This window comes from Mesorhizobium sp. M0664 (assembly GCF_040320565.1).
Classification (GTDB): domain Bacteria; phylum Pseudomonadota; class Alphaproteobacteria; order Rhizobiales; family Rhizobiaceae; genus Mesorhizobium.
In genome coordinates, this window is record NZ_JAMYPW010000015.1 from 1 (window position 1) to 20,483 (window position 20,483).

The following is a 20,483-nucleotide window of genomic DNA, read 5'->3' on the forward strand; positions in this document are numbered from 1 at the left end:
ATCACCTGCTCAGAGCGATCGACCACTTCGTCGACCTGTCCGCCATCCGCCAGCATCTGGCGCCCTTCTACAGCCCGATCGGCCGGCCCTCGATCGATCCGGAACTGATGATCCGGATGCTGATCGTCGGCTACTGCTTCGGCATCCGCTCCGAGCGCCGGCTCTGCGAGGAAGTACATCTGAATCTCGCCTATCGCTGGTTTTGCCGGCTTGGCCTGGAGGGTGATGTCCCGGACCATTCCACTTTCTCCAAGAACCGGCACGGCCGCTTTCGCGACAGCGATCTGCTGCGCGAGTTGTTCGAGACTACGGTTCGCCGCTGCATCGAAGAAGGTCTCGTCGGCAACGAGGGCTTCGCCGTCGATGCCAGCCTCATCAGAGCGGACGCGAACAAGCAGCGCTCAGCCGATGGATCGGAGCAGGTCGACTGGGAGACGATGGCGGCAACACGCCGCTCGGTACAGGAGTATCTCGACACGTTGGACGATGCCGGGTGGGGTGCAGCCAGCGAGGTGAAGCCGAAGTTCGTGTCGAGGTCCGACCCAGCGGCGCAGTGGACCGGAGCGATGAAGGGGCATCCCTTCTTTGCCTATGCCACCAACTATCTGATCGACCTGAACCACGCCGTCATCGTGGACGTCGAGGCGAGCCGCGCAATCCGGCAGGCGGAGGTCGGTGCGGCACGTACCATGATCGAGCGCGTCCAGGATCGCTTCAATCTCTATCCGGAGCGGCTGGCCGCCGACAGCGCGTACGGTTCGGCCGAGATGCTGGGTTGGCTCGTGCACGAGCGCGGGATCGAGCCGCACATCCCGGTCTTCGACAAGTCGGAGCGTCGCGATGGGACCTTCGAGCGGGCAGAATTCAGCTATGATCGCAGGCGCGACCTCTACACTTGTCCAGGCGGCAAGGAACTCAGGCAGTATCGTCGGCGCTTCGCCTCACCCCGCGAGGGTGTCGACGACGAGGGCTTCATGCGCTACCGCGCCAGCAAGCTCGACTGCGACGCCTGCGCTCTCCAACCTCGATGCTGTCCGAACGCTCCAGCCCGCAAGATCCTGCGCTCCATCCACGAGGGTGCGCGCGACATGGCCCGTGATATCGCCGCCACCGACACCTATGTGACCTCGCGCCGCGAGCGAAAGAAGGTCGAGATGCTGTTTGCGCATCTCAAACGCATCCTGAAACTCGATCGCCTGCGACTACGGGGACCGAATGGCGCCCGAGACGAGTTCCACCTGGCAGCAGCCGCCCAGAACCTCCGGAAACTGGCCAAGCTGATCCCGGTGCGGATGCCGAAACCGGCGTGAGAGCCCTGGCCTTCGAACATCCTCAAATGGCGACAAACGAACACGCTGTCATCAGTCGACTTCTTCAACACAATCGGCGCCTAGCCGCCGTCCGCTGTCCTCCAGATCTGGCTACTGGCGCTTGATGCCAGGACAGAATTACCAACACTGACGCCCGCCTTCGGGTCCGATGCCCCTCACCTGCCCCTAGACAAGCTCCCCAAAATCCCGCGGACGATCGCCCGTCCGACCGACGACCCGACCGAGCGCACGACTGATTTGATCGCCGCCTCCGCCACCGTCTGGCGGTTGGAGGGGCGCGGCGCGCGGCGGCCGCCGGTCGGCTGGGGATCGTCATTGCCGAAGCCGGGAATGGTCCAGCGCGAACGGCCTGGGTCCTGTTGCTGCGCCTGTGCCTCCTGGGCGTCCCTGGCCTTCTTCTGCAGCATCTCGAAAGCCGATTCGCGGTCGATGGTCTGGTCGTATTGTCCGGCAACCGGGCTCTCAGTGATCAGCTTGCGGCGCTCGTCGGGCGCGATCGGGCCAAGCCGCGACGATGGCGGGCGGATCAGCGTTCGCTGCACCATGGACGGCACGCCCTTGGCTTCCAGCGTCGAGACAAGCGCCTCGCCGGTGCCGAGCTGCGTGATAACGGTTGCGCAGTCGAAATCGGGATTGGGCCTGAACGTCTCGGCCGCCGTCTTGACGGCCTTCTGTTCGCGCGGCGTATAGGCACGAAGTGCGTGCTGCACCCGGTTGCCGAGCTGAGCCAGCACTGTTTCAGGGATATCCAGCGGATTTTGCGTGACGAAATAAACGCCGACGCCCTTCGAACGGATCAGTCGGACCACCTGTTCGACGCGGTCGATCAGCACCTTCGGGGCGTCGTCGAACAGAAGGTGTGCCTCGTCGAAGAAAAAGACCAGCTTCGGCTTGTCCGGGTCGCCGACTTCCGGCAGTTCCTCGAACAGTTCCGACATCAGCCACAGAAGGAACGTCGCATAGAGCCTGGGATTCATCATCAGCTTGTCGGCGGCGAGCACGCTGATGGCGCCGCGTCCATCGCGAGTGGTGCGCATGATGTCGGATATCCGCAATGCCGGCTCGCCGAAGAAATTGGCAGCGCCCTGCTGCTCCAGGACCAGCAGCGTGCGCTGGATCGCGCCGACCGAAGGCTTCGTCACATTGCCGTAGCGGGCGCCGATCTCTTCGGCGCGGTCGGCGATATTGGCCAGCAGTGACTGCAGGTCCTTCAAATCGAGCAGCAGAAGGCCTTCCTCGTCGGCGATGCGGAAGGCGATGTTCATGATGCCTTCCTGCGCCTCGGAAAGGTTCATCAACCGCGACAGAAGCAGTGGGCCCATCTCCGAGATGGTGGCGCGGATCGGGTGGCCCTGCTCGCCGAACAGATCCCAGAAGATGACCGGGAATTCCTGGAATTCATAGGGATCGAGCTTGACCTGCTCGGCCCGCTTGACCAGGAAATCCTGCGCTGTGCCCATCATGGCGATACCCGACAGGTCGCCCTTGATGTCGGCGCAGAATACCGGCACGCCGGCATTTGAGAAACCCTCGGCCAATATCTGCAGGGTCACCGTCTTGCCGGTGCCGGTCGCGCCGGTGACCAGGCCGTGACGATTGCCATATTGCAGCAAAAGCTGTTCGGGCCGCTGATAGCTGTCGTCCGGCTTGCGGCTGGCCCCTATGAAGATACTGGTATCGTCGGCCATGTGTCCGGTCTCCGGCAAACCTATAGGGTTGAATGCCCTGATCCCTTGAAGAAAAGGGAGCCCCGCCGCAGGTATAGTGAGGCCATTGCGCAGCGACAATGGGCGTTGTCGAAAATGGCCTTTGGAGCTTGCGGAACCTGCCCATGTTTGGCAATCGGTTGACGGTCACCATCACGGAAGGCGCGTTGCACGGCATGTGTGCTGCATTGTGATATCGGGCCGGGGACCGTAGACTGACATAGTCGGCCGCTGCGGCCGCTAGAACGAGGAGAACCGATGGGCGCCGGTGCCTTGACCCAGGATGCCGAACTTCCGAACGCCGACCGGCAACGATGGCTGGCGCTGGCGGAGAAGGCGCTGGCCGGCGGGTCCTTCGAGGAAAAGCTCGTCTCGCATACAGACGACGCCATCCGCATCGAGCCGCTCTACGAGCGTTCGGTCACGGCGGAGCCTGTCGTGCGCGCCAACCCGGGATCACCGTGGATCGTCAGCCAGCGCATCGACGATCCGGACATAGGCCGCGCCAGTGCGCAGGCGCTGGAAGACGTCGCGCAGGGTGCCACCGGACTGTCGCTTGTCTTCGAGGGTGCGCCGAACGCCTTCGGCTATGGCTTGCCGAGGACGGCGGAGGCGCTGGAGGGCGTGCTCGACGGCGTGCCGCTCAACCGCATCCAGATCCGCATCGACGCCCATCCCTGGAGCCGTGCCGTGGCCGACTGGCTGGTGGCGTTTTTGACCAAGCGCCGCTCCGACCCGGCAAAGCTCAACCTCTCCTTCGGCATCGATCCGGCCGCGATCTTTGCCGGGACCGGCAGGCTGCGCATGTCGATCGAGGCTTTGCAGGCTTCGATGCCGCAGTCGCTGGCGCATTTCTTTTCGATGGGTGTGCCCGGCGTGCTGCTGGAGGCCGACGGGCGGGTATTCCACAATGCCGGCGCCAGCGAGGCGCAGGAGCTTGGCACCATGCTCGCCTCGGCCGTCTCCTATTTGAGGCTGTTCGAGAAGGCGCGCCAGCCGCTCGTCTACGCGGCGCCGCATATCGGTTTTGCGCTCAGCGTCGACCAGGACCAGTTCGTTTCGACGGCCAAGGTCAGGGCGTTGCGCAGGCTGTGGGCGCGTGTCCAGGAGGCCTGCTCGATACCGCCCTCCAGCGCCAGCGTCCATGCCGAAACCTCCTTCCGGATGATGACGGCGGCCGACCCGGAAACCAACATCCTGCGCACCACCATCGCCGCTTTTGCGGCTGCCGCCGGCGGCGCGGATTCGATCGCCATCCTGCCGCACACGATCGCGCACGGCCTGCCCGCGGGTTTTGCCCGCCGCGTTGCCCGCAACGCGCAACTGATCATGGCCAATGAAAGCAATATCGACCACGTCGCCGATCCGGTTTGCGGTTCGGGGGCCGTCGAAGCGCTGACTGCGGAGCTCTGCGCCGCGGCCTGGCAGGAGTTCCAGCAGATCGAGGCGGAAGGCGGCGTGCTGACCAGCCTTGAGCAAGGCCACATCCAGAGGCGCGTCCAGGCAGCTTCCGCCCGTCGCAACGCAGCCTACCAGGCGGGCGAACGGGCGATCGTCGGCACGACGCTGCACCCGTCGAAGACCGAGCGTCCGGTCGAGACGCTGGCGGCGGAGCGGCGGCCTGCCTTCACCGAAGGCGTTGCGGTGTGCGAGCCGCTATTTCCGATCCGCATCGATCAGTCGATCGGAGCCGTGCCATGATCCCGGATTTCAGCCAGATCGCCTGGTCGCCGCCGCGGCGGGCGCCGGTCGAGATCAAAGGCCAGCGGATGACGCCGGAAGGAATCGCCGTCAAGCATCTCTACAACCAGGGCGATCTCAAGGGCTTGCCGCACCTCGATACCTATCCAGGCCTGCCGCCTTTCGTGCGCGGCCCCTATCCGACGATGTATGTCCAGCAACCCTGGACGATCCGGCAATATGCCGGCTTCTCGACGGCCGAAGAGTCCAACGCCTTTTACCGGCGCAACCTTGCCGCCGGCCAGAAAGGCCTGTCGGTCGCCTTCGATCTCGCCACGCACCGCGGCTACGACAGCGACCATCCGCGCGTCGCCGGCGATGTCGGCATGGCCGGCGTCGCCATCGATTCCATTCTCGACATGCGCCAGCTGTTCGACGGCATCCCGCTTAACGAGATGACGGTATCGATGACGATGAACGGCGCAGTGCTGCCGATCATGGCGCTCTATATCGTCGCGGCGGAGGAACAGGGCGTTGCGCAGAAGGACCTCACCGGGACCATTCAGAACGACATCCTGAAAGAGTTCATGGTGCGCAACACCTACATCTATCCGCCAAAACCTTCGATGCGGATCGTGTCGGACATTTTTTCCTACACGTCGAAGCACATGCCGAAGTTCAATTCGATCTCGATCTCCGGCTACCACATGCAGGAGGCGGGAGCGACGGCGGACCTCGAGCTCGCCTACACGATTGCCGACGGTATCGAATATGCCCGCGCCGGCGTCGCGGCTGGCCTCGACATCGACCGTTTCGCGCCGCGCCTTTCGTTCTTCTGGGCGATCGGCATGAATTTCTTCATGGAAGTCGCGAAGCTGAGAGCAGCGCGCCTTTTGTGGGCCAGCCTGATGCTGAGGAACTTTTCGCCGAAGGACGAGCGCTCGCTGTCGCTGCGCACCCATTGCCAGACTTCGGGCTGGTCGCTGACGGCGCAGGATCCCTACAACAACATCATCCGCACCACGATCGAGGCGATGGCGGCGACTCAAGGGCATACGCAGTCGCTGCACACCAATTCCTTCGACGAGGCAATGGCGCTGCCGACCGACCATTCGGCCCGCATCGCCCGCAACACACAGCTCATCCTGCAGAAGGAGTCCGGCACGACGCGCATCATCGACCCGTGGGGCGGCTCCGCCTATGTCGAACGGCTGACGCATGATCTGGCGGCGCGTGCGCTTGCGCATATCGAGGAGGTCGAGAGCCTCGGCGGCATGGCCGCGGCGATCGAAAAGGGCCTACCGAAGCTGCGCATCGAAGAGGCTGCCGCGCGCACCCAGGCGCGCATCGATTCAGGCGAACAGATCGTGGTCGGTGTCAATGCTCACCGTCCCGGCACGGACATCGAAGTCGACGTGCTGAAGATCGACAATGCCGAAGTCAGGGCGCGGCAATTGTCGAAGCTGCAGCGGCTAAAAGGCACGCGTGACGTCGCCGCTGTCGAGAGCGCGCTCGATGCGCTTACCCGTGCTGCCGGGAGTAACGCAAACCTGCTGGAATTCGCCATCCGGGCCGCACGGGCCAACGCCACGGTCGGCGAGATTTCGCTGGCGCTGGAAAAAGTTTTCGGCCGCCATGTCGCCTCGGTGCAGACGATCTCCGGCGTCTATCGCAACGCGCTCGGCGACAATCCGGTGGTCGACCGGCTGCAGGACAAGATCGTCGCGTTCGAGGAAAAGTCCGGCGGCAAGCCGCGCATTCTGGTCGCCAAGATGGGGCAAGACGGCCATGATCGCGGCCAGAAAGTGATCGCCACCGCCTTTGCCGACCTAGGCTTCGACGTCACCGTCGGGCCGATGTTCCAGACTCCGGACGAGATCGCCAGGCTGGCCGTCGAGCATGACGTGCACATCGTCGGCGCCTCGTCGCTGGCTGCGGGCCATTTGACGCTTATTCCCGAACTCAAGCATGCGCTGAAGAAGCTCGGCCGCGACGACATGCTGATCGTCGCCGGCGGCGTCATTCCACCGCAGGATTACGACGCAGTCCGGCAGGCAGGCGCCACTGAAATCTTCCCGCCCGGCACGGTTATCCCCGAAGCGGCGGAGCGGCTGATGGACCGGCTGCTTAAGGTCGGCTGATGCGCTGTTGTTATAATGTCTGTTGCCACAGAAACACGGTTGGTTATAATCAGCGTTGCAACAGGATGTCTCACCATGAACACGACCATTCGCAAGATCGGTAATTCCGAAGGCGTGATCCTGCCGAAGGAAATTCTCGACCGCATGAACCTGAAGGCCGGCGACAGCATCGTCATCGTCCAGGAGGGCGATGAGCTTCGCCTGCGCCGCACCGAGGACACTGCCGAAGAATTCGAGCGCAAGATGAAGATCGCGCGCGAGCGGATGAAGAAGTACGAGGTTGCCTACCGCGCGCTCGCAAAATGACCGAGCATCATTCGAGGGAGTTCGTGGAGGCGCTTCACGCCGAGCAGTTGCGCCTCCACGGCGGCGCAGCGGGAATCCGCGATCAAGGAATGCTGGAGTCGGCGCTTTACAGGCCGCAGCAAAGAGAAATCTATGGCGAGCCCGATCTCTGTGAACTCGCAGCCGCCTATCTTTTCGGCATTGCCAAGAACCATCCATTCGTCGACGGCAACAAGCGCACGGCTTTTGCGGCGGCCGATCTGTTCCTTTATTTCAACGGGCTGAGCATCGAAGCCGAGCAGGCGGACATTATTCAACTGGTCATGATGGTCGCCGCCGGCGAAATCGACGAGGCCGGCGCCTCAGCGTTCTTCCGCGATCATGTCGTCAAGCTCGAAGACTAACTGTCGGAGAGCTTGACGATCTCCCATTCCTTGCCATTGACCACGGCAACTTCGCCGACCTTCTTGCCGAACAAGGCCATCGCCATCGGCGACATATGAGAAATTGTCCCCTTAGCGGGATTGGCTTCGTCCTCGCCGACGATCTTCCAGTGAACCTTCTTGCCGTCGTGGCTTTCCAGCGTGACGCCCATGCCGAAGCGAACCATGTCGCTGCCCGGTTCCGGCACCGAAAGCTCGGCGCTTTCGCGCCGCGCCGTCCAGTAGCGGAGATCACGCGACACCAGCGCGATACGCTCGCGGTCGGCCCTCTTTTCGGCTCTGCCCAGTTCGTCGCGCAGAGCGGCCACCTCCGCATCGATCAGCGTCAGGCCGCGTTCCGTCACCAGATTGCGGTGATGACTGATCGGCCGCTCGCCGATGCCGGCGATGGCGTTTTCGCTGTCTTCCTCGCGGGTGAAAGCCCTGCTCATTTATCGAACTTATGCCTGACGCGACGACTCCACAAGCCGTAGCCGGCGAACCGACGTCGGAGCCGATCCGGGCCGATCCTGTCTGGCACGAATCCTGCGGCGCGACCGTTGAACGCAAGGAATCTGTGCCGATGTTGAACAGACGAACGCTGCTTGCGCAGACCGCCGGCTTTGCCGTCATGGGGCTTTCGCTCGGCAAGGCAGCGGCGAAAAACCTGCCAAGCATCGAGAAAGCCGCGATGCGTGGCGCGATCAACGCGACCGAGCTCGGCGTCCGGCCCGGTGCGCTTGACGATCAGAGCAAGGCTTTCACCAAGCTGCTGCGCGACGCGCACGACCGCGACATGCCGGTGTTCCTGCCGCCGGGGATCTATATCGTTTCCAACCTGTCGCTGCCCGGCCGCGTGCGCCTGTCCGGCGTGCCGGGCGCATCGCGGATCGTCTATGGCGGCAATGGCCATCTCATCATGGCCGAACGGGCCGAGCACATCGAACTCAGTGGGCTGGTGTTCGATGGCCGCAAACGCTGGATGGGCGACTACACGCAAGGCCTGCTCGATCTGCGCCGCATCGCCCATCTGGTCGTCGACAATTGCCAGCTTACCGGCAGCGGCAAGAACGGTCTGGCGCTCGAGCACGCCTCGGGCCGCATCGAGCGCTTGGAGATTTCCGGTGCGGCCGATGCCGGCATCTATTCGGTCGAGGCCGATGGCCTGGAAATATCAGGCAATAGCGTCTCCGACTGCGCCAATGGCGGCATTCTCGTGCACCGCTGGCAGGCGGCTGAAGACGGCACCATCGTCAGCGGCAACCGGATCGAGCGCATCCAGGCGCGCAGCGGCGGAACCGGCCAGAACGGCAACGGCATCAATGCGTTCCGCGCCGGCAACGTCATCATCTCCGGCAATATTGTCTCGGACTGCGCGTTCTCGGCGATCCGCGCCAACACTTCCAGCAATTTGCAGATCACCGGCAACACCTGCTCGCGTTCGGGCGAGACGGCCGTGTATTCCGAATTCTCGTTCGAAGGCGCCGTCATCGGCAACAACATCGTCGATGGCGCCGCGAACGGTATTTCGATCGTCAATTTCAATGAGGGCGGCCGCATGGGCGTGTGCTCCGGCAACATCGTCCGCAATCTGTCGACCAGCGGCCCCTACCCTGCCGACGCGCCCGGCTTCGGCGTCGGCATCAGCGTCGAGGCCGACACCACCGTTTCCGGCAACGTCATCGAGAATGCGCCGCTCTACGGCATGCAGATCGGCTGGGGACCGTTCATGCGCAATGTGGTCGCCACGGGAAACATCGTCCGCAAGGCCGGAACCGGCATCGCCGTCAGCGTGGTTGAAGGTGCCGGAACGGCAATCATCTCCGACAATGTCATCGACGGAGTCCAGAACGGCGCGATCGTCGGCCAACGCTGGGCCGAGCGAGTGACCGGTGACCTCGCCGCATCAGGCAATGCCGGCTACGCGCATTTGACCGTCGAGCGCAACCACGTCAGTTGAAGGTGGCCGTCGGCCGGAGCGCGCCAACCTTGGCGCCGATCCGGCTCTCGATAGGCGGATTTGCCTGTTCGGTCAGTTTCGCTGCGAGCGCCTGGTCGGCTTGCAAAAGCTTAGCCAGCACGGCCGCGACCATCACTTCAGCGGCGCGGCCGGCGCCATCGTCGCACTTCAGCGCGATGCCAAGGCCAAGCTCCGGAAGGGCTGCACAAAAAACACCTTCGGCGCCTCCCTTGACGAAAATCCGGCCCGGTGCGGCGTCCATCATCGCGACATCGGACCTGCCCGTGCCGGCGACGAAAAACGGCTCGGCCATGCAGGCGGAAAGCAGCCGCTTCGCCGCCCGGGCGCGCACCGGCTCGAACCCGGCACCTGTCGCCATGCGGGCAAAGCCAAGGGCAAAGCTGCGCAGCGGCACGGCATAGGTCGGAATCGAGCAGCCGTCGGTGCCGCGGTGATCGGCGTCATGGGCAGCACCGGTCACCGCCTGCATCGCTTCGCGCACCATCTCCTGCGAGGCATGGCCAGCCTTGACGTAACCACGATGGGCGATGCCGCTGTGAACGCAGGTGCAGAGAAAGCCCGAGTGCTTGCCGGAACAATTGTTGTGCAGCGCGTTCGGCACGCTGCCGGCGCGGGCAAGTGCCAGGGTCGCTCCATGGCTCGAAGGCCAATGCGCGCCGCATTCGAGTGCCGTCTCGTCCAAGCCGGCCTTCGCCAGCATGGCGCGCGCCAGCTCGACATGTGACGGCTCGCCGGAATGCGAGGCGCAGGCCAGCGCCAGCTCCCGATCACCGAAGCCGTAGGCATCGGCAGCGCCGCTCTCGACCAGCGGCAGCGCCTGGATCGCCTTGACCGCCGAACGCGGGAACACCGGTTGTGCCGTGTCGCCGATCTCCCAGACAGGCTTGCCGTCGGCGTCGAAGACGGCAACAGCGCCGCGATGAGCACTCTCGACGATTGCGCCGCGCAAGACTTCGACCAGAACCGGATTTGCCATGTCACCTCCCGCGAATGCGGGCGGGTTTATCTGATCCGGTCGAGAATGGAAACGTAGTTGGCGACCGCGGCACCGCCCATGTTGAAGATGCCGCCGAGTTTTGCTCCCGGCACCTGGATGCCGCCCGCCTCGCCGACAAGCTGCATGGCGCTCAGCACATGCATCGATACGCCGGTGGCACCGATCGGGTGGCCCTTGGCCTTCAGTCCACCGGACGGATTGACCGGCAGCCTTCCATTTTTCGCCGTCTCGCCATCCAGGGCCAGCTTGGCGCCCTCGCCCGGCTTTGCCAGGCCCATCGCCTCATACTCGATCAGTTCGGCGATGGTGAAACAGTCATGCGTCTCGACGAAGGACAGGTCGCCGAGCGTCACGCCCGCCTGCTTCAGCGCCTGGTTCCACGCCTGCTCGCAGCCTTCGAAGGCGAGAATGTCGCGCTTCGACATCGGCAGGAAATCCTGCACATGCTCGTTGGCGCGGAAGGCGACGGCGCGGCGCATCTTCAGCGCCGTGGCCGTGTCGGCAAGGACAAGCGCGGCGGCACCGTCCGACACCAGCGAGCAGTCTGTGCGCTTCAGCGGACCGGCGACGAAGGGGTTTTTTTCGCTTTCCTGCCGGCAGAACTCGTAGCCGAAATCCTTGCGCATCTGCGCGTAGGGATTGTCGACGCCGTTCTTGTGGTTTTTGGCGGCGATCATCGCCAGCGCATCCGACTGGTCGCCGTAGCGCTGGAAATAGGCTTGGGCGATCTTGCCGAAGACGCCGGCGAAACCTGCCGGCGTGTTGCCGTCCTCCGGCAGATACGAGGCCTTGAGCAGGTTCTTGCCGATCTCGGGACCGGGCGTCGTCGTCATCTGCTCGGCGCCGACCACCAGCACGATACGGGCGGCATTGGCGTCGATGGCGCGGATGCCTTGCCTGACCGCCGCCGAGCCGGTGGCGCAGGCGTTCTCGACGCGGGTCGCAGGCTTGAAGCGCAGCCGGTCGTCTGCCTGGAGGACCAGGCTCGCGGTGAAATCCTGGGCGGAAAACCCGGCGTTGAAGTGGCCGAGCACGATCTCGTCGACGTCATCCGGACCGATGCCGGCATGATCGAGCGCCTCGACTGCCACCTTGGTGATCAGGCCCTCCAGCGTCTCGCCTTCGAGCTTGCCGAAGCGCGAATGCGCCCAACCGACGATGCATGCTGTCATGGCGATCTCCATCCTGTGGACCCGGGCTACGCGATACTTGCAGCGCGCCTCAGCATTGTTCAAGCATGAACCGTTCCGCCGGCTTCGTGAAGGGGCCAGAACCGCACAATCGCTTGATCTTGATCATCTGGTCATAGTGCCTGGCTTTTGCCAGCAAATCAGGCCGGATTTTTGTTGATTGATGCGTCAATAAAAAATAATCTTGCCCCAACAGGCCGGAGCAAGAATGCCGAAACTCGGAATGGAGCCGTTGCGCCGCAGGGCGCTAATCGATGCAACGATCTCGGCGATCGGCGAGCGCGGTTCGCTTGATGTGACGATGTCGGAAATCGCCGGGCGCGCCGGCGTGTCCTCGGCGCTTGCCCACCATTATTTCGGCGTCAAGGACGAATTGCTGTTGGCGACGATGCGGCACATCCTCAGCGAGCTCACCGCCGATACGCGCCGTGCACTTCGCGCGGCCGGCACGGCGCGCCAGCGCGTCTCGGCGGTGGTCGCGGTCAATTTCTCCGACATCCAGTTCCAGCCCGAAACGATCGCCGCCTGGCTCGCCTTCTATGTCGAGGCGCAGAAATCGGCAGCGCTTCGACGGCTGCTCAAGGTCTATGCGCGGCGGCTGCATTCCAATCTGCTCAGCGGGCTGGCCGGGATCCTGCCGAGAAGCGAGGCCGACCGGGTCGCCGAAGCGACGGCGGCGCTGATCGACGGGCTCTATATCAGGCGCGCGCTGAAAGACGGTGTTCCCGATGCCGCGACCGCGATCGCACTGGTCGAGGACTATCTCGAAACGAAGCTCAGCGGACGGCAGAAGCAGTGACATCCAAGCGACCCAACATCCTGATCGTCATGGTCGATCAGCTCAACGGAACGCTGTTTCCGGATGGGCCGGCGGACTTCCTGCACGCGCCGCATCTGAAGGCGCTCGCCGCGCGTTCGGCGCGTTTTTGCAACAATTACACGGCCTCGCCGCTCTGCGCGCCGGGCCGCGCCGCATTCATGAGCGGCCAGTTGCCGTCACGCACCGGGGTCTATGACAACGCCGCCGAATTCGCGTCTTCGATCCCGACCTTTGCCCATCATCTGCGCGCCGCCGGTTATCACACCTGCCTCTCCGGCAAGATGCATTTCGTCGGGCCGGACCAGTTGCACGGTTTCGAGGAGCGGCTGACCACCGACATCTATCCGGCCGATTTCGGCTGGACGCCCGACTATCGCAAACCCGGCGAGCGCATCGACTGGTGGTATCACAATCTCGGCTCCGTCAGCGGCGCCGGTACTGCTGAGATCACCAACCAGCTGGAATATGACGACGAGGTCGCCTTCCATGCCGTGCAGAAGCTTTATGATTTTGCCCGCGTCTCCGACGATGCCGCACATCGGCCCTGGTGCTTGACGGTTTCTTTCACCCATCCGCACGATCCTTACGTCGCACGGCGGCAATACTGGGACCTCTACGAGGATTGCCCGGCGCTCGAGCCTGAGGTCGGCTTCATTCCTTACGACAGGCAGGACCCGCATTCGCAGCGGCTCTACCGCGCCAGCGACTATGACAGGTTCGACATCACCGCTGAGCAGATACGCCGCGCACGGCGCGGCTATTTCGCCAACATCTCATATCTCGACGACAAGCTCGGCGAGCTGCTGTCGGTGCTCGAGCGCACGCGCATGCTCGACGACACGATCATCCTGTTCTGCTCGGATCACGGCGACATGCTCGGCGAGCGCGGCCTGTGGTTCAAGATGTGCTTCTTCGAAGGTTCGGCGCGGGTGCCGCTGATGATCGCCGGCAAGCGTATCGCCGCCGGGCTGATCGACACGCCGGTCTCCAACCTCGACGTGACGCCGACGCTTTGCGACCTCGCCGGCATCGACATCAGCGCGATTGCGCCGTGGACCGACGGCCAGTCGCTGCTGCCGCTGCTGAATGGAAAGAAGCGCTCCGCGCCGGTGCTGATGGAATATGCCGCCGAAGGCTCGAACGCGCCGATGGTGGCGCTGCGCGAGGGCCGTTACAAATTCATCCATTGCGAGATCGATCCGCCGCAACTGTTTGATCTTGAATCGGATCCGCTGGAATCGACCAACCTCGCCGCCGATCCGGCCAATGCGGCTTTGGTGACCGCTTTCTCCGACAAGGTGCGGGCGCGCTGGGACATGGCGGCGTTCGATGCAGCGGTGCGTGCCAGCCAGGCACGCCGCTGGGTGGTCTACCCGGCGCTGCGCAACGGCACCCATTATCCCTGGGAATTCCAGCCGCTGCAGAAGGCATCGGAGCGCTACATGCGCAACCACATGAACCTCGACCTGCTCGAAGAGCAGAAGCGCTTTCCGCGAGGCGAATGATGGCAGATAGTCTCGTCCCCTCGCTCGACCATCTCAGGCAGGCCTATGCCGTCACCTCCAAGGCGACGCAGATCACGCCGCTCCTGGAATCGGCGGCACTTGCCCGCGAGACCGGCGCCGCCCGCGTCTTCGTCAAGGCCGAATCGCTGCAATGGGCAGGATCGTTCAAGGTGCGCGGCGCCTACTGGCGGCTGAAGAAGCTCTCGCCTGACGAAACCAAAAAGGGCGTCGTCGCCTACTCCTCCGGCAATTTTGCGCAGGGGCTAGCGGCGGCTGGCCAAGCGCTTGGCATTCCCGTCACCATCGTCATGCCGATCGACGCCCCTGCCGCCAAACGCGATGCCACGTCAGGGTATGGCGCGCGCGTGGTGCTGACTGACCATGGCGAACGCGCGCGTGAGGAAGTCGCCGCCGCCAGAGCGCGTGAGATCGCCGCGAGCGATGGCTTGGCGCTGCTGCACCCGTTCGACGATCCGGAGATCGTCGCCGGCCAGGCCGGCGCCGGACTGGAGGCACTCGACCAGCTCGCCGCCAGGCAAGTGGAGGCCGATGGCTTGTTCTGTTCGGTCGGCGGTGGCGGGCTGATCGGTGGCGTTTCGCTGGCCTTCCACTATCTGTCGCCCGCCACGGAGATCATCGGCGTCGAGCCGGAAGGTTTTGACGGCATGGGCTCGTCGCTCGCGCATGGCGCCATCGAAACCATGCCGATCGGACCGAAATCGATCTGCGACGGGCTGATGTCGCGGCGGCCCGGCGACGCGCCGTTCGCAGCGGTGAAGGCCGCCGGCGTTCGCGGCGTCACCGTCGACGATGCTTCGGTGCGGCGCGCCATGCGCCTCGCCTTCGAGCGGCTGAAGCTGGTGCTCGAGCCATCCGGCGCTGCCTCGCTGGCGGCGGTGCTCGGCGGCAAGGTCGACATAACCGGCAAGACCGTTCTGGTGATGGCAACCGGCGGCAACGTCTCGCTGGCCGATTTCATTGCGCATATGAACCACGGGCGCGCATGAACCATGCTTGAAGCGGATTTCGTCATCATCGGCTCCGGCTCGGCCGGCTCGGCCATGGCCTACCGGCTGTCGGAGGACGGCAAGCATTCGGTGATCGTCATCGAATATGGCGGCAGCGATATCGGGCCGCTGATCCAGATGCCGTCGGCGCTGTCGATCCCGCTCAATATGAGCCTTTACGACTGGGGCTTCGCCAGCGAGCCGGAGCCGCATCTCGGCGGCCGCGTGCTGGCGACGCCGCGCGGCAAAGTCATCGGAGGCTCATCCTCGATTAACGGCATGGTCTATGTGCGCGGCCATGCCCGCGACTTCGACCATTGGGCCGAACAGGGCGCGACCGGCTGGGGCTTTGCCGATGTGCTCCCGTACTTCAAGCGCATGGAGGACAGCAATGGCGGCGAGAATGGCTGGCGCGGCCACGGCGGCCCGCTGACTGTGCAGCGCGGCTCGAGGACGAACCCACTCTACGGCGCCTTCGTCGAGGCAGGCCGTCAGGCCGGTTTCGAGCTGACCGACGACTATAACGGCGCGAAGCAGGAAGGCTTTGGGCCGATGGAGCAGACCATCCGCGGCGGCCGTCGCTGGTCGGCCGCGAGCGCCTATCTGAGGCCGGCGCTGAGGCGGAAAAATGTCAGCCTGGTCAAGGGTTTCGCCCGGCGGGTAATCATCGAGAATCAACGCGCCACCGGCGTCGAGATCGAAGTGCGCAAACGGATTCAGATGGTCAGAGCGCGGCGCGAGGTGATCGTTGCCGCGTCCTCGATCAACTCGCCCAAGATCCTGATGCTGTCCGGCATCGGCCCCGGCCAGCACCTTAGGGAGAATGGCATCCCGGTGATTGTCGACCGGCCCGGAGTCGGCCGCAATCTGCAGGACCATATGGAACTTTACATCCAGCAGGAATCGACAAAGCCGATCACGCTGAACTCCGTCTTGAACCCGTTCTCGAAGGCGCTGATCGGGGCACAATGGCTGTTCTTCAAGTCCGGCCTCGGCGCCACCAATCATTTCGAGGCGGCCGCCTTCGTACGCTCGCGCGCCGGCGTCGACTATCCCGATATCCAGTATCATTTCATCCCGGCCGCGGTCCGCTATGACGGCAAGGCGGCGGCCAAGGCGCACGGCTTCCAGGCGCATGTCGGGCCGATGCGGTCGAAGTCGCGCGGTTCGGTCACGCTGCGCTCGCCCGATCCCAAATCGAAGCCGGTGATCCGCTTCAACTACATGTCGCATCCGGACGACTGGACGGAGTTCCGCCACTGCATCCGGCTGACCCGCGAGATCTTCGGGCAGGCGGCCTTCGATTCGTACCGCGGCAAGGAACTGTCGCCAGGTTCACATGTGCAATCGGATGAGGAGCTCGACGCCTTCATCCGCGACCACGTCGAAAGCGCCTATCACCCGTGCGGCACCTGCAAGATGGGCCGTGCCGACGATGCGATGAGCGTCGTCGATCCAGAATGCCGCGTCATTGGCGTCGAAGGGCTTCGGGTCGCCGATTCCTCGATCTTCCCGCGCGTCACCAATGGCAATCTCAACGCTCCGTCGATCATGACCGGCGAGAAGGCCGCCGACCACATTCTCGGGCGTACGCCGCTGCCACCTTCCAACCAGGAACCATGGATCAATCCGCGCTGGCAGGTGTCGGACAGATAGGCCATGATCCGGCGGACGCATATTCCGCATGCCGCGACAAGACGATTTGGAGAACAGTCATGCGCGCCCAGCCAACGGCATCGCATTATGTCAACGGCCGCTATATCGACGACGAGCGCGGCGCAGCGCTGCCGGTTATCTATCCGGCAACCGGCGAGACCATCGCCATGCTGCGCTCGGCGACGCCGAACGTGCTGGAGCTCGCGATCGAGGCCGCGCGTGCAGCACAACCGGCCTGGGCGCGGCTGAAGGCGGTCGAACGCGGCCGCATCCTGCGCCGCGCCGCCGACATTTTGCGCGCGCGCAATGCCGATCTGGCGCGCATCGAGACGCTGGACACTGGTAAACCGATCCAGGAGACGCTGGTTGCGGACGCCCCGTCGGCGGCCGACTGCCTGGAATATTTCGGCGGCGCCGTCGCCGCCTTTAATGGCGAGGCCGTGGATCTCGGCGGACCCTTTGCCTATACCAGGCGCGAGGCGCTCGGCGTTTGCGTCGGCATTGGCGCCTGGAACTATCCGATCCAGATCGCCGGCTGGAAATCCGCACCCGCCCTCGCAATGGGCAATGCGATGGTTTTCAAACCATCGGAAAACACGCCGCTATCAGCGCTGGCGCTCGCCGAAATCTACACCGAGGCCGGGCTGCCCGACGGGCTGTTCAACGTGGTCCAGGGTTTTGGCGATGTCGGCGCCGGCCTTGTCGGCCACGATGTCGTCGCCAAGGTCTCGGTGACCGGCTCGGTGCCAACCGGCCGCAAAGTGCTGTCGCTCGCCGGCTCAAAGATGAAGCACGCAACGATGGAGCTCGGCGGCAAGTCGCCGCTGATCGTCTTCGAAGACGCCGACCTCGAAAATGCCATCGGCGGCGCGATGCTCGGCAATTTCTATTCGACCGGCCAGATCTGCTCCAACGGCACGCGGGTCTTCGTGCAGAGCGGCATCCATGACCGTTTCGTCGAGAGGCTGACCGAACGGACGAAGAAAATCCGCATCGGCGATCCGCTCGATCCGGACACGCAGATGGGGCCGCTGGTCTCGAAGGCGCAGCACGACAAGGTCGTCTCATACATAGAGGCCGGCAAGCAGGATGGCGCGGTGCTCGCCTGCGGCGGCAATGTGCCTTCGCTGCAGGGTTTCCAGGATGGCTTCTTCGTCGAGCCGACGGTGTTCACCGGTGTCACCGACACGATGCGCATCGCCCGCGAGGAGATTTTCGGGCCGGTTATGAGCGTGCTGAAGTTTGACAGCGAGGACGAGGTGATCGAGCGCGCCAACGACACCGAATTCGGCCTCGCCGCAGGCGTGTTCACGCGAGACCTGGCGCGCGCCCATCGTGTCATCGCCGAACTGCAGGCCGGCACCTGCTGGATCAACGCCTACAATCTGACGCCGGTCGAAATCCCCTTCGGCGGCTTCAAGCAATCCGGCATCGGCCGCGAGAATTCGCTCGCGGCACTGGCGCTCTATTCGCAGCTGAAGTCGGTCTATGTCGAGACCGGGGATGTCGCCAGCCCGTACTGATCCTTGGGCGCCGTGCCGTCCAGATACTGCGTCAGCGCGCAGACGAGATGATAGAAGATGCTGGCCGGCACCTCGCTCGCCAAGGAGCGGCCACGCTCGTCGATGCGGTCGATCCACAGGCCGAGCGGCGCCGGATTGATGTGCCAGCGGAACAGCCGGCCGACCCGTGCTTCGATCTCCGGCTTCAGGTCGGGACCGCCCGAACCGTCCAGCGCGATCGCCGCCTTGATCGCTTCGGCCTGCGGCCAGCTGCGCGAGACGCGGTCGAGCGGCAGGCCTTGCCGCGAGACGGCGCCGTAGGCGAGGCCCGTGGCGCGGTTCAGGCCATTGGCGATCGCCGACGCGTAGAGCTTCCGCGCAAGGCCGGTCAAGCCGCTCTGGCCGCTGCGGCCGGCGAAGTCGACCAGCAGCGAGGCCCATTCGAAATGATGGCCGGGTTCGGTCCACGTGCCCTTCTCACCAGGGGTCGGCCGCCATTCATGGTCGAAATACTCACCCAGCGTCCAGCTTTCCGGGTCGAAGAAATGGCTGCGAAACAGATCGACGATGCGCGCGGCGCGACGAAGATGGGCGCGCTCGCCGGTCGCCTGATGCCAGGCCAGGAATGCCTCGAGCAGATGCATGTGCGGGTTGGAGCGGCGCTCGCCCTCGCCGCTCGAGGTCTCGCGGAAGCCGGTCAGGCGTTCGTCCTCGAGATGCGCGTCGATGAACGCAAAGGTCTCCTGGCCAAGCCGCAACGCATCGGGATTGCCGCACATATGGGCATGCGCCAGCGCCAGGAGCACGCAGGAATGGTCATAGGCATCCTCGGCGGCGTCGGCGACGGTGCCGTCGACGTTGAGCGTGCGTACCCAGCCGCCATTGTCGGTACGTCCGTGCCTGGCCATGAATTCGAGGCCGTGGCTGATCAGCCGATCGGCCGGGCCGTTCCAGCCGCGCGCCTTGGCGACGGCGAAGGCGTAGATCTGCCTGGCCTGCGTGCGCATGCGCTTGGGTTTCATCAGAGGGGCGGCATCGAAGCCGAGCGCCTCGTGGAACCCGCCGTGGCGCTCATCGACGCCGACCGTCGACCATAAGGGCACCGTCTCCTCGAACAGCCAATGGTGCACGCGGCGCTGCCAGGCGCCGCTTTCGATGACGCGGTCGTCGGCGGGCGTGAACCTGGTCTCAAGGCGGCCGCTTTTTTCGAGCTGCTCGACGATCTTCTTGACGTTCTGGCTGTGACTGACCGGAGCAACGAAAGTGGCGTCGGCGGTCGACACGATGGCGACGTCCTTCAGGCCTATGGCCGACAGCAGGCGGCCGTCGCTGCGGATATAGGAGTTCTCGCAATCGATGGCGACGACATCGCCGACGATGACATTGCCCTGCGTGTCGGAGGGGCCGACGTCGAGCAGCGATTGCCAGGAGCCGAGATCGTTCCAGCGAAAGCCGGCCGGCACCATGGCGATGCCGCTGGCGCGCTCCATGATCGCATAGTCGATCGATGTCGATGGGATGGCGGCATAGAGATCCAGAGGCATGTAGAGGCCGGAAAGATCCGATGTCGCAGCCTGGTAGGCAGCCTCTGTGGCGCTCCAGATGTCGGGCTGGAAGGCCATGAACGCGTCGCGCATGGCACTTGCGCGAAACAGAAAGATGCCGGTGTTCCAGTAGAAGTTGCCAGCCTTGAGATAGCTCTGCGCCGTGGCGAGATCGGGTTTTTCGACGAAACGCGAGACATCGCAGATGCCATCGCGCTCGCCGGCCACCTCGATGTAGCCGTAACCGGTCTCGGGTTGGGCGGGCTTGATGCCGAACACAACCAGCCTGCCTTGGCGCGCGGCCGCCGTGCCGGCCTCGATGCTCCGCCAGAATTGCTGTGGCGTCGCGATCTCATGATCGGACGGCACCACCAGCACCAGGCTGTCGCCGAATTCCGACAGCGTGCGCAGGCTTGCCAAAGCGACGGCCGCCGCGGTGTTGCGTCCGGTCGGCTCGAACAGCGGGCCGCCGCCGGAAAGCTCGTGACCGGCAATGTCGGCATGAACGCGGTCGGCGTGCCTTTCCGAGGCAATCAGGAAAACCGGCGTTTCGCCTTCCGGCCGCGCGGTCAGCCGCCGCAGCGTCTTGGCCAGCATTGAGCCGTCGCCCGAGAAGTCATGGAACTGCTTGGGATTGTCCTCGCGCGACAACGGCCACAGCCGCGAGCCGACGCCGCCGCTCATCACAAAACTGACGATCCGTTCGGTCATGAAAA

16 protein-coding genes are annotated in these 20,483 nt (G+C 64.3%); 11 read left to right on the plus strand and 5 right to left on the minus strand.

Features of this window, described 5'->3' with window-relative positions; translation table 11 throughout:
* The coding region (locus NKI39_RS15900; RefSeq protein WP_352832882.1) for a transposase at window positions 1-1,310 on the plus strand (1,310 nt) is incomplete at its 5' end.
* Between the two features lie 176 nt (window positions 1,311-1,486).
* Here NKI39_RS15900 and NKI39_RS15905 read toward each other — a convergent pair.
* Window positions 1,487-3,019 (minus strand): helicase HerA-like C-terminal domain-containing protein, encoded by a 1,533-nt coding sequence (locus NKI39_RS15905; RefSeq protein WP_352832884.1) that lies wholly within the window; start codon window positions 3,017-3,019, stop codon window positions 1,487-1,489.
* 276 nt (window positions 3,020-3,295) lie between these two features.
* Between NKI39_RS15905 and NKI39_RS15910 the strand changes: the two genes are divergently transcribed.
* The 4 genes from NKI39_RS15910 (at window position 3,296) to NKI39_RS15925 (ending at window position 7,547) form a co-directional block, all read left to right on the plus strand.
* A complete protein-coding gene (locus NKI39_RS15910; protein WP_352832887.1) occupies window positions 3,296-4,738 on the plus strand; it encodes a methylmalonyl-CoA mutase subunit beta in 1,443 nt (480 codons plus the stop codon).
* On the plus strand, window positions 4,735-6,858 hold the full coding sequence (gene scpA / locus NKI39_RS15915) for a methylmalonyl-CoA mutase (RefSeq protein ID WP_352832890.1): 2,124 nt from the start codon (window positions 4,735-4,737) through the stop codon (window positions 6,856-6,858). The genes NKI39_RS15910 and scpA overlap by 4 nt, the downstream gene beginning before the upstream one ends.
* Before the next feature lie 75 nt (window positions 6,859-6,933).
* Entirely contained in the window at window positions 6,934-7,164 is a 231-nt protein-coding gene (locus NKI39_RS15920) for an AbrB/MazE/SpoVT family DNA-binding domain-containing protein (protein WP_352501761.1), read from the plus strand.
* Window positions 7,161-7,547: a type II toxin-antitoxin system death-on-curing family toxin gene (locus NKI39_RS15925; protein WP_352501760.1), complete on the plus strand. Its 387-nt coding sequence runs from the start codon at window positions 7,161-7,163 to the stop codon at window positions 7,545-7,547. The genes NKI39_RS15920 and NKI39_RS15925 overlap by 4 nt, the downstream gene beginning before the upstream one ends.
* Here NKI39_RS15925 and NKI39_RS15930 read toward each other — a convergent pair.
* Window positions 7,544-8,017, minus strand: a complete 474-nt coding sequence (locus tag NKI39_RS15930; protein WP_352501759.1) for a GreA/GreB family elongation factor — start codon at window positions 8,015-8,017, stop codon at window positions 7,544-7,546. The two genes, NKI39_RS15925 and NKI39_RS15930, sit on opposite strands and share 4 nt — an antisense overlap.
* Before the next feature lie 131 nt (window positions 8,018-8,148).
* On the opposite strand from NKI39_RS15930, the gene NKI39_RS15935 reads away from it, so the two are divergent.
* On the plus strand, window positions 8,149-9,525 hold the full coding sequence (locus NKI39_RS15935; RefSeq protein WP_352832892.1) for a TIGR03808 family TAT-translocated repetitive protein: 1,377 nt from the start codon (window positions 8,149-8,151) through the stop codon (window positions 9,523-9,525).
* Here the strand turns inward: NKI39_RS15935 and NKI39_RS15940 are convergent.
* A complete protein-coding gene (locus NKI39_RS15940; RefSeq protein ID WP_352832895.1) occupies window positions 9,518-10,522 on the minus strand; it encodes an asparaginase in 1,005 nt (334 codons plus the stop codon). The genes NKI39_RS15935 and NKI39_RS15940 overlap by 8 nt on opposite strands.
* Window positions 10,523-10,548: 26 nt before the next feature.
* The gene (locus NKI39_RS15945; protein ID WP_352540731.1) at window positions 10,549-11,715 is read right to left on the minus strand and encodes an acetyl-CoA acetyltransferase; all 1,167 of its coding nucleotides are present in this window, start codon (window positions 11,713-11,715) and stop codon (window positions 10,549-10,551) included.
* A 226-nt stretch (window positions 11,716-11,941) separates the two neighbouring features.
* On the opposite strand from NKI39_RS15945, the gene betI reads away from it, so the two are divergent.
* The 5 genes from betI to betB are packed head-to-tail and all read left to right on the plus strand — an operon-like array spanning window position 11,942 to window position 18,244.
* A complete protein-coding gene (betI, locus tag NKI39_RS15950; protein ID WP_352454288.1) occupies window positions 11,942-12,532 on the plus strand; it encodes a transcriptional regulator BetI in 591 nt (196 codons plus the stop codon).
* The gene (gene betC, locus NKI39_RS15955; RefSeq protein ID WP_352832898.1) at window positions 12,529-14,058 is read left to right on the plus strand and encodes a choline-sulfatase; all 1,530 of its coding nucleotides are present in this window, start codon (window positions 12,529-12,531) and stop codon (window positions 14,056-14,058) included. The genes betI and betC overlap by 4 nt, the downstream gene beginning before the upstream one ends.
* A complete protein-coding gene (locus NKI39_RS15960) occupies window positions 14,058-15,065 on the plus strand; it encodes a threonine/serine dehydratase family protein (protein ID WP_502898575.1) in 1,008 nt (335 codons plus the stop codon). Before betC ends, NKI39_RS15960 begins: the two co-directional genes overlap by 1 nt.
* 3 nt (window positions 15,066-15,068) lie before the next feature.
* Window positions 15,069-16,721 (plus strand): choline dehydrogenase, encoded by a 1,653-nt coding sequence (betA, locus tag NKI39_RS15965; protein ID WP_352832904.1) that lies wholly within the window; start codon window positions 15,069-15,071, stop codon window positions 16,719-16,721.
* 59 nt (window positions 16,722-16,780) lie between these two features.
* Window positions 16,781-18,244, plus strand: coding sequence for a betaine-aldehyde dehydrogenase (gene betB, locus NKI39_RS15970; protein WP_352832906.1), 1,464 nt, complete (start codon window positions 16,781-16,783; stop codon window positions 18,242-18,244).
* On the opposite strand, the gene NKI39_RS15975 is transcribed toward betB, so the two are convergent.
* The gene (locus NKI39_RS15975; RefSeq protein ID WP_352832908.1) at window positions 18,208-20,478 is read right to left on the minus strand and encodes an AGE family epimerase/isomerase; all 2,271 of its coding nucleotides are present in this window, start codon (window positions 20,476-20,478) and stop codon (window positions 18,208-18,210) included. The two genes, betB and NKI39_RS15975, sit on opposite strands and share 37 nt — an antisense overlap.
* Window positions 20,479-20,483 lie beyond the last annotated feature (5 nt).